This window comes from Candidatus Obscuribacterales bacterium (assembly GCA_019744775.1).
Classification (GTDB): domain Bacteria; phylum Cyanobacteriota; class Vampirovibrionia; order Obscuribacterales; family Obscuribacteraceae; genus SBAT01.
In genome coordinates this window covers 444,139-456,972 of sequence record JAIETZ010000002.1, presented here as the reverse complement: position 1 = coordinate 456,972, position 12,834 = coordinate 444,139, and the positions used below count along the sequence as shown (strand labels likewise).

Genomic DNA, 12,834 nt, shown 5'->3' with positions numbered 1-12,834 from the left:
GGTTCTCAAGCCCAACAAAAGGGCGCGCTTTTACAATCTCTCTAATGACATCATAGCACTGTCTGCCTCTGTTTACCCGGTAATATACGTCTATGGAACACGCAAAAGGAGCCCCCACCCCGGTTTTCGGGTTGAATAAGCTCTGCGGCGTCGGCGAGCTCGCCAATGCCTCCTCAATATCAAGTTGTCATCTGAACTTCTCGGCGGAAACCGACAGTTTCCGCTTATCAAGAAATGCCGATTCGATCATGGCAAAACTAGACTGAATTAGTACAATATGTACCTTATTCGGACCCGTTCGTGACCGTGGCAAGTTTGCCGGTCAATCACGTTTTGATCTAAAGGGTAATTAGCGTACTCACAAAGGATAGTAGCAATGATTCAGATGCAAGCGGAACAAGTAAAAACCTGGACGGAGTTGGCTCGCCAATTACGTATCGATAGTATTCGTTGCACAACAGAAGCTGGTTCCGGACACCCGACATCTTCTATGTCGGCAGCCGACTTGATGGCTGTGCTCTGGAGTAAGTACTTGCACTATGACTTTGCTAAGCCGCAAATGCCGAATAACGATCGTCTAATTTTTTCCAAGGGACACGCTGCACCGTTGCTCTACTCCTTGTACAAAGCAGCAGGCGCTATCGATGATAAAGAGTTGATGAGCTTGCGTAAAATGGGCAGCCGTTTGGAAGGTCATCCGGTTCCTGTAATTCTTCCTTGGGTAGATGTTGCTACAGGTTCACTTGGTCAAGGTCTGCCGATTGGTGTCGGTATGGCACTCAATGGTAAGTATTTGGATAAGCTTCCTTACAAAGTCTACGTCCTTTGTGGCGATAGTGAAATGGCTGAAGGCTCATGCTGGGAAGCAATGGAATTAGCCAGCCATTACAAGCTCGATAACCTGATTGCTATTCTCGATATGAATAGACTTGGTCAGCGCGGCGAAACAATGCTTGCCTGGCAGGGTAATGTCTATGCCGAGCGTGCTCGTGCTTTCGGTTGGCAAACAATTGAAATCGATGGACATAACCTCGATCAAATTGATGCTGCTTACGACAAAGCATTGAAAGTAAAAGGTCAGCCGACACTTATCATTGCTAAGACTGAAAAAGGTCATGGCATTAAACTGACAGCCAACAAAGACGGTTGGCACGGTAAAGCTCTTAAGCCGGAAGAAGCAAAAGAAGCCATTGCTGAACTGGGCGGCGAAGTAAATATCACCATTAGGGTGGCTAAGCCTGAAGATATTAAGCCGCATGTTGATGCAGTTGCCGGCAAATTCGCTTTGCCGAAATATGAGGGTCTAGTTGCAACTCGTGAAGCTTATGGTGATGCACTGAAAGTTCTTGGTGATGTGAATGCTGATGTAGTGGCACTGGATGCTGAAGTTGGCAATTCCACATTCTCTGAACGTTTCGGTAAGGCTCACTCAGATCGTTTCTTTGAAATCTACATTGCCGAACAGCAAATGTTAGGTGCCGCTGTTGGTCTGGCAAGTCGTGGCAAGATTGCTTTTGCCTCTACGTTTGCTGCCTTCTTGAGTCGTGCTTACGACCAAATTCGTATGGCGGCAATTTCGCGATCTAACTTGCGCTTGTGCGGATCACACGCCGGTGTTTCCATTGGTGAAGATGGTCCTTCACAAATGGCTTTGGAAGACTTAGCTATGATGCGCGCTGTCTATGGCTCGACAGTTCTTTATCCGTCGGACGCTATTTCAGCGTTTCAATTAGTTGAGTCCATGTCCAAGCAGCCAGGTATTTCTTACATGCGTTCGACACGTGAGAAGACACCTTTGCTTTACGATGCCAACGAGAAGTTCCCAATCGGCGGCAGCAAAGTACTCAAGCAATCCAAGGAAGACAAAGCAACTATCGTTGCCGCTGGTATTACCTTGCACGAAGCGTTGAAGGCATACGAAGAGTTGAAGAAAGCCGGCATTAATGTCCGCGTAATCGATGCTTACTCTGTTAAGCCTATCGATAAAGCAACACTTTCAACTGCAGCTAAAGAAACTGGACTCTTGATAGTTGTTGAAGACCACTGGCCGGAAGGTGGACTTGGCGATGCAGTATTGGAAGCTTTTGCCGGCGGCAATAACCTGCCGAAGGTAATTAAGTTGGCAGTTGGCTCCATGCCGGGTTCCGGCAAGCCAATGGAATTGCTTGATGCTGCTGGAATTAGCGCTAAGCAAATCGTCGCGACTGTGAAAAAGTCCATCGGCTAAGAAAATTGGGATACTGTGAAAAACGGCTCGAGAGCGGGCCGTTTTTCTGTGCAAAGGATATTTGGAGATGATTCGTAGATTCTGGTTGGTTGCCCTGGCGTTGCAAATGGTGGTTTTGTTTGCCGGACTTATTACGCATGGACAAGCTAAACAGACTCTACTTGTCTCTGGAAGTAATTGGGAGACCTGGTCGGATTCCGTTTTCGATAGAGCAAAAAAGGAAAACCGTCTAGTCATATTGGATTTGGAAGCAGGCTGGTGTCACTGGTGTCATGTAATGGACGACAAAACTTACAAAAACCCTGAAGTCCTCAAGGTTTTGAAAAATCGTTTTATCACCGTGCGTGTCGATCAAGACGCAAGACCGGACTTATCCACTCGCTATGAAGACTATGGTTGGCCCGCAACAATTATTTTCGATGCCCAAGGTAGAGAACTTGTTAAGAAATCAGGCTACATAAATCCTGAAGAGATGCTTGCTTTGCTCAATGAAGTCGTAAGCAATCCCAAACCCATAGAAGAAAAGAAGTCGGACGCAGCTGCCACATCAACAACAGATTCCGGCTTGCCAGCCGACTTGAGAAAGGAATTGAACGACAAGCATGTTGCCGGTTACGACACAAAGGCCGGCGGCTGGAAAACCGAGCAAAAGTTTCTCGATTGGGACAGCGTTGAATATAGCCTCGCTCAGTCAAAAGAGCGTGACTATCACCCGGAAGAACGGGCAAGAGCAACTCTAGCTAATGAATTGCAACTGATGGACCCTGTTTGGGGAGGAGTTTATCAATACTCCACTCAAGGAGATTGGAATCACCCGCACTTTGAAAAGCTTGTGCAATTTCAAGCTGAAAACATGCGCATTTATGCTCTTGCTTATGAGTACTGGCAAGATCCGGAGCATTTAAAAGCAGCTCAAGATATTCATCGGTACATGAAAGAGTTTTTGATGAGCCCGGAAGGCGCCTTTTACGTAAGCCAGGATGCGGACTTAGTACCTGGTGAGTCAGGACAAGGATTTTTCCAATTGTCCGATGAGCGCCGCCGCGAGATGGGCATACCGCACATCGATAAGCATATTTACTCGCGCGAAAATGGCTGGGTCATAAGTGCTCTTACGCAACTCTATGCTGCCACTGCCGATCAAACTTATTTAGGTGAAGCAGAGAAAGCCGCTAAGTGGATTATTGCCAATAGATCAATTCCTAATGGCGGCTTCAGCCACGATAAAACTGATCCAAGTGGCCCGTATCTTGGCGATACGCTATCAATGGGGCGCGCTTTTCTCAATCTATATGCAGTGACTGCCGATAGAAGCTGGCTTAAGTACTCAGAAGACGCGGCAAAATTTATTGCCAAAACCTTTGCCGGAAAAAATGGCTTTGTCAGCAATGTCAACAAAGACCCGCAGGCAAAACTTGTGCCACAAGCCAATCTCGATGAAAATATTTCGGTTGTCCGCTTTGCCAACCTGCTTTTCCATTACACAGGCAACAACGAGTTCAAACAAATGGCCGATTCATCCATGCGCTATTTGTCCATGCCTGAAATCGCCCGCAAAAGGCGCGTGTTAGTAGCTGGAATACTTCTTGCCGATAGAGAAATTACAACTATACCGACTCACATAACTGTTGTCGGTGCGAAGCAAGATCCAAAAGCAAGAGAATTATTTGCAGCAGCGCTGCGCTATCCAAGCAACTATAAGCGCACCGAATGGGCTGATGCCACTGAAGGTAAACTGCCAAATACGGATGTGGAATATCCGCAACTAAAGAAAGCGGCTGCCTTCGGCTGCGCCAATAACCGTTGCTCGGCGCCGGCCTATGACCCCGAGGCGCTGGCCGCCATCATCGACCAGCTCAGCAACTAGGTGGATGCGGTGCGACTAATAGCCAAAGTTATTTGCTTTTTGATGCTGATGCAGATTCAGCAAGTTAGAGCATTTGATCAGTCGCATCAGTTGTTTACAGATCAACTAAGTAAGTACCTGAGCCGTGGGCTCATACACTACAAGAAATTGAAAGAACACCCGGAAGGGCTTGATCAATACTTGGCGTCACTGGCCAATCTGACTGAAGACGAATACAAAGGCTTCTCCGAAAACCAACAGAAAGCTTTTTGGATAAATGCCTACAATGCTCTCACTATAAAAAATGTCTTGAACCATTACCCTATAAAAGGCACGCTGACATGGTTCCCTCCCAATAGCATCAGGCAAGTGGTCGGCTTCTGGGATGAGGATCACTTTCGTGTTGCCGGACAAGACTACACACTGTACACAATTGTGCATGGGCGTATTCGCAAAGACTTTCATGATCCACGCATGCACTTTGCCATTGTGCCGGCTTCGCGCGGAGCCTTGCCCTTGCGTTATGCTGCCTACGTGGGAGAAACAATTGACGATGATCTGAATGCGCTGGCAAACAAAGTTGTAACTGACCCCCAGTTTGTCCAGTTTGACGAAGAGAAAAATGAAGTTCGCCTGAGCAAAATCTTTGCCTGGTTCCCTCTGGATTTTATGGCGCCTGTAGGTTTTGGCAAAAAACGCCAATTGCCGCCTAACGACAACGCCGTTGTCTTGCATTATGTCTTGCAATTGCTCGATGCACAGAAAAAGCCGCACGAAACAAAGCCGGATATTCAGGTGATTTACAAGCCATATGATTGGGCTCTCAACGATGCTGACGCTAAAAAAGCCGACAGCCGAAGAAAATGAAGGCAGATCTGAAACTTTTTTGCATGCTGAAAGGGCCGCTCATTGGTTGCCACCAAACAAGTGCGGCACAGCCTCCGCCTTTGTTCAACTTATTATTTGTCGTTGGGTTTATTGCTAAACAACTTTTTCAATATCCAGAGCATCGAGAAATGTCTTGACCGTTTGGAATGCTTTTTGTCTGCGAATTGCTCTGTCGTCTTCGTCCAGGTTTTCATTTTCAAATGTCACAATATCAGCAGGTCCTACATGGTCCACTGTTTCAAATGCTGCCCTCATTTTCCCGAGCCCTTCTTTGACAAGCTCGTTGTTTTTGTCTGACCCAAATGCTTCGCTAAGTGCTTTTAGTCCACCTGGATAGTTTCTAATAACATATTCGATGTCGTAACTGTCCTTTTCCTTGCCTCTACCAAGGGCCATCCCTTTCATGACTAGAAATGGAACGACACCAGCAATTTTACATTTGGTACTGGCTTTAGCGCCGCCCGGTAGTTGTCCTTCGATAATAATTTCTTCGTAGTGATTGAACTTGCCAAATATCAGATCACCGCCACGAGCTTTACGTGCTTTTGTATCTTGTATACGTTGGTGTTCATGCTTTTTGCTCCGACCACCATATTCCGGTGCTAGAAGATCTACTTCAACTGAAATCTCTGAACCATCGCCCATGTCGACATCTTTCCACCATTGAAATAACTTACCGTTATCTTTCTGGTAGTAGCCGTTTTCTTTCAGGATATTGAGAATGGTTTCGTAAGTGTCATTGGTGATCTCTGTTGAATCGAAAAAGACATCCACATCTAAGCTGCCGATATGTTTGTCGCGACCTACTGGAATTATGTAATAAGGTACCCAACCACCAACAAGAGCAATGTGATCTTGAAATTCAGAAAGTAATCTGACGATTTCAATCAATACCCTCTTGCAGGCGTCAATCTCTTTGTGTATATAGTCGTCTTGCGTGCGCTTCTTTACCATTTCGGTCTAATCACCTGCTCTAAGAGATATTCTGCATTTTCTTCGCCGCGCCCAGGGTGCCCAGCTAAATCCAAATACAATTGAATATCGCTAACTACAGTCGCGTCTCCAATCTGGCGCTTGCCAAAAAACACATCAGCATCATTTGGCTTTATTAGACGAAAGTTGCCGCCGCTATCCACTGGCGCCATGCCAAAGATTTCAGGAAGCTTAGATAACTCCTTGTCTGTCGAAATGTATGCGTAGGCCCTATTTACTCCCCGAGTATATGGCGAAATTCGACGGGCCCCGGAAAACATCGTGAAAGCATACTCAATTTGATTGTTTGCGCAAGTCACAGCAAAATGCTCTTCTAGTTCATCCAAATCTAAATGACTGAAACAATCAATCTGCACATGCTCTCTTGAATGATAATACTTGGACCACTCGCGCAAAAGTTTTTCCGGCTTTGTTACGTAGAAAAACTCACCATCCTGGGCCGCGTACTCTTCTCCAATGAGTTTCTTCTTTAAGAGTGAAACCGTTGCAGCACTGACCACGGCAAATTCTGCCAGTTGTTCTACTCGCCACCGACGTATAGGCTCCTCAATCAACCGCCTAATTACATGACTTGCTTTCTGCGAAAATAGCGACCGAAGTCTTTTCTTCTCGCGAAACTCTGTGCCAGGCATTTCCTTTTCAATAAAAACATCGTCGAAGACCAAGCGGCAACTGCCAGAAAAATCAAAGTAACCAACGCCCTGGTCTCGGCAATATTGCCTGATTGAATTGTTTAAATACGGTGCTACAAGTACAGGATGGATATTAGAAATAGATTGGCGCTGAAAGTTTTTTAGCTGCTCAACTGCCGCTCTAGCATCACGCATTTGTGCGTTTTGCTTTATTTCTATGACAATAGTCCGCTTCGTTTTTCCATGCCAAATGTCAATCTTGCCGTCGACTTCGCTCCCGGTGTCGCCTTGCCACCGCTCCAAAACAGGTATTTCAACGTCCAAAAACGGTATTTCCTTCAGCAAGTCGTATAGTCGCTGAGCAGCTTCTTTTTCTATTTCGAGTCCCTGGCGTGACTTTTCCATTTATACGACCTATTTTACTCATTCCTTTTATTTTACCACACAGTAAAATGATTCAAAAGAGTAAACATGCTATTCATAACTAATTTAACCCTGTATGGCATACTCCTATATAAACGAAAAAACTAATAGAATTCCTCGATTTCCGAATTTAATAAAATGCAATCATTTACTGCGTGGTAAATAATTGCGATTTGTTAAAGAGTCCCTGGCTGGGATCGGTGGTAGGGGTGGAGCAATTACTACGCTCAATGCAGTAATTGCTCCAAATTGCTAGGGGCTTAAGCAAGCCGAAAACGCAAACCCTGAGAAGGTTTCAGGTTTGGGAGCAATCAGATTGTCAAGACTGGCGTTTTTGGGCTGGATCCATTTTCGTTTTTCCACGAATTTATCCTGCTGGGTATATACGAGTTGGGTGTCAACACCGCAGTTTAGTTTTTACTGGCTCGATTGGAGAAGTCACAATGGGCAATTCATCAGAAAAGGGAGATCACCCTGTCACGAAAAACATAGAAAAGGACAGCACTAACGCAAGCCGTCAGTCGCTTGATGCTATGAAAACAAAGGAAGCTCAAAATGTGTTGCAGGCGACCGGAAGCAATGCCGATATGAGCAGTTTTCCCTCTGTCGATCGATTATTGCAACAGTTCGATAGGAATGTGCAACAAGAAAAACAGGAACAACAGGAATTAGCAAAAGACGATAAACAAATGGCAGAGATGTTCAAGGTTGGACAGCCTGCTCTAGACAGTCACAACCAGAGGGAGCGAGACTATTTAAAGAGTCTACAGCCCAACGAGTTGAAGGATATCGGTGACTTCACTAAGGCCCTAGAAAGTGGAAACTTTGACCAGGCTGAGAAAGTTGTGCAACGGTATACGGAACACCCTGGAAGATTTCAGCACATGATAAATGAGCCTATTCATCTTGAAATGCAACGACTGGGATTGGATAAAAAATATGACTTGGAGTTTTACAATAATTAGATGGGCGGTTTTGGCATTAAGGTACAAGACAAAACTGGCGGCAAAAATGCGGTTTTGTTCGATCAGCGTGACTTAAATCCGGCAGCCCAAATGCTTAGACAATTTATACACAAGCTGGGACGCAGAGACATTTGATTGAGAACGAACCAGGAATTCCTTTTTAAAACCAATAGCAAATCTAAAGTAATCCGAGGCTAATCCTAGATCAATCTCAGGATATAACCATAGCATTAAGGAGTAACGTAAGATAGAGCTTACGCGAAGCGACAAAGTTGGCTGGTCTAAATGGAGATGAGTCCTTCCTCGTGTAATAAGAGCAACTAAACTTGCTAGAAAGCTAAGAGCTAAATTGAATGAAACTATATGACCACAGTAAAACCAACCACCTACGAAAAAAACTTTTTTGAACAAAATAAGGAGTAGACAAATGTCTTATTGGTTGTTCAAAACAGAACCAAGCTGTTATAGCTATGATGAATTGGAAAAAGACAAAAAGACTTGTTGGGATGGTGTCGCCAATAACTTAGCTTTGAAATATCTGCGGCAAGTGAAAAAAGGCGATCTCGCCATTATCTATCACACAGGCGACGAGAGATCGGCAATTGGTATTGCTGAAGTAACATCAGAGCCTTATGTTGATCCTAAAGAAAGCGACGCCAAACTGGCTGTCGTTGATGTAAAACCGAAAAAACGCCTGGCAAAAGCTGTCAGTCTTGCTGAGATAAAAGCAAATCCGGCTTTCGCTGATTTTCTCTTGGTGAAAATGTCGCGTTTGTCCGTGATGCCTGTGACGGACAAGCAATGGAAAATGATAGTCGGCAAGTAATTAACCGGCGCTTTGCTTTCGTGCGACTCTGCTTCCTGTAGCAGTGCCGTTGACGATGTTTCTCAGCGCGGACAACGCTTTCAAATTGGGCCAGATTACCACCTTCATCTCTTCCACTTCATAGCGACCAATTTCTCGGCGATCATAGCGGAGACAAACATCTTCCCAAAGCGCGAAAAGCTTTTTGGGGCAAGTCATCTCCCTTGCCTTCTGTTGATATTCGATTAAGTCGAATTGCTCAGTCATAACCCCACACACACCCAGTTTGTGTATAGGATGTTGTTGATTGCATTTGCTGTCAAGTTGTCAAAAATATATAGAATGGGGTATTAATGGATGATTTGGATATGCAATTGATATATGTTACTGGTCTAAATCGATACGGTCTCGATGTACTCTTAATAAGTTCTAAATATTTTCTTTTGACAGCTTGGAACCGGCTGATAATTAGGGTTGGAACTATGTGCCTACTTTCTTGAGCGCACTTACGTACGCATCATAGGTCTGACTATCGAAAAGCAGAAAACGCACATCATTTACTGTACTTTCCGTGCGCAAAAATTCTTTGACGGTAGTAAGTGCAACTGCTGAGGCAAGAACGACAGGAAATCCGTAAGCTCCTGTTGAGATAGATGGGAAGGCAACAGAACTAACCTTGGCCTCGGCGGCAAGTTTCAGGCTATGTGAGTAAGCGCCGGCTAAAAGTGTCGCTTCATTAGCGTTACCCCCGTGCCAAATAGGGCCAACTGCGTGAATGACATAGCGAGCTTTTAGGTTGCCACCACCGGTGATGACAGCACATCCTATCTGGCAGCGTCCGCTTGTTTCTCTTATCTGTTTGCATTCTTGCAAAATTGCTGGACCGCCTGCCCGGTGAATGGCGCCGTCTACGCCACCGCCTCCCATGAGCGTTGTGTTGGCGGCATTCACTATGGCATCGACCTCTTGCCGCGTGATGTCTCCTATTGCAAGGCTTAGAGTGGCCTTGCCTATCTGTAATTGATTATCAGGCATTGGCTAGTCGCCGGAACCCCAATCATCATCCGAGTACATTTGATTTTCTTCTTCGTCATCTTCCATGTACACGGGAATTAGTTCTTGTGGATCTAATTTATAACAGTTGGGGCAGGAAAGTGTTCCTGTTTCATAAATGAAAACGGTCTGACAAGCTTGGCACAAGTAGTGCCCTGCTTCTCGGACTTCACCGGCTGGCAATTTGGCTCTCATTGGCGTAGTCCTCTAATTGGTGAGTTTCCGTGCCTATCTTCATGCTACAGCAAAAGCCGCCTTTCGGGGCGGGACACAAAAAAGCCGCCCCGAAAGGCGGCTTTTGGTTGATGAACTAACCCACAATTATGGGTAGAGACCTCTGAGCTTTTTAGCTTCTGCCAGGCGGCTGACGGCCAAACGAAGCGCAGCCATTCTGGGGCGAAGACCTGTCTTTTTGACCATAGCAAAAACTTGATCGCAAGCTCTTCCCATAATCTCTTCCAGGCGCTTATTCACTTCGTCTTCCGACCAGAACAAGTGCATTAGGCCTTGAACCCACTCAAAGTAGCTGACGGTTACGCCGCCGGCATTAGCCAGAATATCCGGCACAATGAGTACGCCCTTTTCGTGCAAGTATCTGTCGGCTTCCGGACCTACAGGACCATTAGCACCTTCGACAATTATCTTGGCGTTGATGTCCATCATGTTTCTTTCGTGGATTTGGTTGCCCAGAGCAGCCGGCACCAGCACATCACATGGCAGTGTCAACAATTCGGTATTGGATACGGCCTTGCAGTTGCTGAAGCCTTCTACGCGACCCATTTCGGAAACGTAGGCTTGCAAGCGTGGAATGTCTATGCCGTCGGAGCAATAAATGCCACCATGCACGTCAGATACGGCGACAACCTTGAAGCCGGCATCGAATAATTGTCTGGCAGCTACTCCGCCGACATTACCGAAACCTTGCACAACAACAGATGGTGATTTATCAGTGATACCAGATTCCTGGCAGGCGCGGCGTACGCAGTAGGCAACACCGCGACCGGTGGCTTCCATTCTGCCCAGTGATCCGCCGATGGAAACAGGCTTACCGGTAACTACCGAAGGCACTGTGTGACCGACGTTGATGGAGTATGTATCCATGATCCAGGCCATTGTCTGTTCATTGGTGTACATATCCGGAGCCGGAATGTCTTTGTCCGGTCCAATCAAGTTGATAATTTCAGAAGTGTACCGTCTGGTTAGTCTTTCTTGCTCACCCAAAGAAAGATTCCATGGTTCGCAGCGAATGCCGCCTTTGGCACCACCATAAGGTAAACCCATCAAGGCGCATTTCCAGGTCATGAGCATGGCTAATGCGGAAACTTCGCCGAGGTTGACTTCGGGATGGAAGCGGATGCCGCCCTTACCTGGTCCTAAGCTAACATCGTGCTGCACACGGTAGCCGGTAAATGTTTTTACTGTGCCGTCGTCCATGCGTACTGGCACTGTGACTATTAGAGCACGCTTGGGATAACGCAAACGCTCGTGAAGCTCCGGATCAAGACCCATCTCGAGAGCTATCTCATCGAGCTGTCGTTGAGCCATCAGGAAGTGAGGCGTTTCGCATTCCATTCCTGGAATTTCAACCGGCTTCACTGTAGCCATTCAGATACCCTCCTGACCGTTTCGGGTCACACAGATTCAATTGTCGAATTAGTGGGGGTAGTATGCCATGAAACCCTGATGTTTACCAGGTAAAAGCTATCGTAGAATCCCCCATTAAGTCTTTTTATATCGCTCCGGTTCCGGCGGCGTGTTTGAAATAACACACCGCCTTCACCTTCGCTTGCCGTCCGGCTTTACACCATCGCGCCGCTAACGACCGGCTCCTCGCCGCTCTTGCGTCGCTTCCTATGGTCCTTGACATGTGGGACTCAGCCGACAACCTCTAGAGTCCGGAGGAGTACACGTCGGGCAAGGCGCTAAAATATAGCAATGCTCAACTGGTTACTAATTTTTTTACCTCTGGCCGTCCTGTCCCATTTTCTTCATTGGGGGCCGGTGACTATTTTTGCCTTCTGCGCTCTTTCCATTATTCCGCTTGCCGGCTTAATGGGGCGTGCCACGGAATATCTTGGCGAAAGATTAGGTGAAGGACCAGGCGGACTGCTCAATGCCACTTTCGGCAATGCTTGCGAACTGATTATTGCTTTGGCAGCCTTACGCGCCAATTTGCCGGAGGTTGTGAAAGCATCAATTACCGGCTCTATTGTTGGAAACGTTTTGCTTGTGTTGGGGTTGTCCATTTTTGTTGGTGGCTTGCGTTACGAGACTCAGACATTCAACAAAACGGCTGCGACCACTCTGGCGACGCTTTTGGGTCTGGGTGCCATAAGTCTAATAGTACCTGCTGTTTATGGTGCTTCAACAGGCGCAGGACATGCGGTGAGGCAGTCCAATATTGCACTTACTATTGCCATTGTATTGTTCGTCATTTATTTTGCCAGCCTTTGGTTCTCATTAAAGACGCACAGACATTTATTTACTCGATCCGCTGAAGAGAATGATGAGGCTGAGGAAGCACTCGGGACTAAAGGCTGGTCTGTGAGGCGCTCGCTTGTAGTACTGCTAGTCTCAACGATATTAGTTGCGGCTTTATCTGAGATGCTTGTCCACGCTGTGGAAGCGGCAGCGCAGACTTTAGGCATGACAAAGTTGTTTGTTGGTGTCGTATTGGTGGCAATTATTGGTAATGCCGCCGAACACTCAACAGCTGTGCTCATGGCTATGAAAAACCGCATGGATTTGGCTATGCAAATAGCCTTAGGCTCGGGAGCGCAAATAGCCTTGTTTGTCGCCCCTGTGCTTGTTTTTGCCAGTTTCTTGCTTGGGCAACCGATGAATCTCAATTTCACGGCTGGTGAAATTGTCGCTGTCGGTTTGTCGGTGTTAATCTTGCCGCTTGTTGTTTTGGATGGTGAGTGCAACTGGCTGGAAGGTCTGCAATTGCTCGCTGTTTATATTATTCTGTCTATAGGCTTCTTCTTCATCTAAAGGACTTG

At 46.4% G+C, this 12,834-nt stretch carries 12 protein-coding genes; 6 read left to right on the top strand and 6 right to left on the bottom strand.

Annotated features, from left to right (window positions below):
* Positions 1 to 376: 376 nt before the first annotated feature.
* The 3 genes from K2Y22_05470 (at position 377) to K2Y22_05460 (ending at position 4,940) form a co-directional block, all read left to right on the top strand.
* Complete coding sequence (locus K2Y22_05470) at positions 377 to 2,227, top strand: transketolase (GenBank protein ID MBX9877889.1); 1,851 nt, start codon at positions 377 to 379, stop codon at positions 2,225 to 2,227.
* 67 nt (positions 2,228 to 2,294) lie between these two features.
* Positions 2,295 to 4,094, top strand: coding sequence for a DUF255 domain-containing protein (locus K2Y22_05465; protein MBX9877888.1), 1,800 nt, complete (start codon positions 2,295 to 2,297; stop codon positions 4,092 to 4,094).
* Positions 4,095 to 4,103: 9 nt separating this feature from the next.
* Positions 4,104 to 4,940, top strand: a complete 837-nt coding sequence (locus tag K2Y22_05460) for a DUF547 domain-containing protein (GenBank protein MBX9877887.1) — start codon at positions 4,104 to 4,106, stop codon at positions 4,938 to 4,940.
* 114 nt (positions 4,941 to 5,054) lie between these two features.
* Here K2Y22_05460 and K2Y22_05455 read toward each other — a convergent pair whose 3' ends face one another.
* Positions 5,055 to 5,915 carry a hypothetical protein gene (locus K2Y22_05455; protein ID MBX9877886.1) on the bottom strand — a complete coding sequence of 287 codons (861 nt, stop codon included), beginning with the start codon at positions 5,913 to 5,915 and terminating at the stop codon, positions 5,055 to 5,057.
* The gene (locus tag K2Y22_05450; protein MBX9877885.1) at positions 5,909 to 6,991 is read right to left on the bottom strand and encodes a hypothetical protein; all 1,083 of its coding nucleotides are present in this window, start codon (positions 6,989 to 6,991) and stop codon (positions 5,909 to 5,911) included. The genes K2Y22_05455 and K2Y22_05450 overlap by 7 nt, the downstream gene beginning before the upstream one ends.
* Positions 6,992 to 7,452: 461 nt before the next feature.
* On the opposite strand from K2Y22_05450, the gene K2Y22_05445 reads away from it, so the two are divergent.
* Positions 7,453 to 7,974, top strand: a complete 522-nt coding sequence (locus K2Y22_05445; GenBank protein ID MBX9877884.1) for a hypothetical protein — start codon at positions 7,453 to 7,455, stop codon at positions 7,972 to 7,974.
* A gap of 427 nt (positions 7,975 to 8,401) precedes the next feature.
* Positions 8,402 to 8,800 (top strand): EVE domain-containing protein, encoded by a 399-nt coding sequence (locus K2Y22_05440; GenBank protein ID MBX9877883.1) that lies wholly within the window; start codon positions 8,402 to 8,404, stop codon positions 8,798 to 8,800.
* Here K2Y22_05440 and K2Y22_05435 read toward each other — a convergent pair whose 3' ends face one another.
* The 4 genes from K2Y22_05435 to K2Y22_05420 form a co-directional block, all read right to left on the bottom strand.
* Positions 8,801 to 9,046, bottom strand: a complete 246-nt coding sequence (locus tag K2Y22_05435) for a hypothetical protein (protein MBX9877882.1) — start codon at positions 9,044 to 9,046, stop codon at positions 8,801 to 8,803.
* Between the two features lie 213 nt (positions 9,047 to 9,259).
* Positions 9,260 to 9,814 carry an O-acetyl-ADP-ribose deacetylase gene (locus K2Y22_05430; GenBank protein ID MBX9877881.1) on the bottom strand — a complete coding sequence of 185 codons (555 nt, stop codon included), beginning with the start codon at positions 9,812 to 9,814 and terminating at the stop codon, positions 9,260 to 9,262.
* Between the two features lie 3 nt (positions 9,815 to 9,817).
* Positions 9,818 to 10,027, bottom strand: a complete 210-nt coding sequence (locus K2Y22_05425; GenBank protein MBX9877880.1) for a hypothetical protein — start codon at positions 10,025 to 10,027, stop codon at positions 9,818 to 9,820.
* A gap of 126 nt (positions 10,028 to 10,153) precedes the next feature.
* Positions 10,154 to 11,437 (bottom strand): Glu/Leu/Phe/Val dehydrogenase, encoded by a 1,284-nt coding sequence (locus K2Y22_05420; GenBank protein ID MBX9877879.1) that lies wholly within the window; start codon positions 11,435 to 11,437, stop codon positions 10,154 to 10,156.
* A gap of 330 nt (positions 11,438 to 11,767) precedes the next feature.
* On the opposite strand from K2Y22_05420, the gene cax reads away from it, so the two are divergent.
* Positions 11,768 to 12,826: a calcium/proton exchanger gene (gene cax / locus K2Y22_05415; GenBank protein ID MBX9877878.1), complete on the top strand. Its 1,059-nt coding sequence runs from the start codon at positions 11,768 to 11,770 to the stop codon at positions 12,824 to 12,826.
* Positions 12,827 to 12,834: the final 8 nt, after the last annotated feature.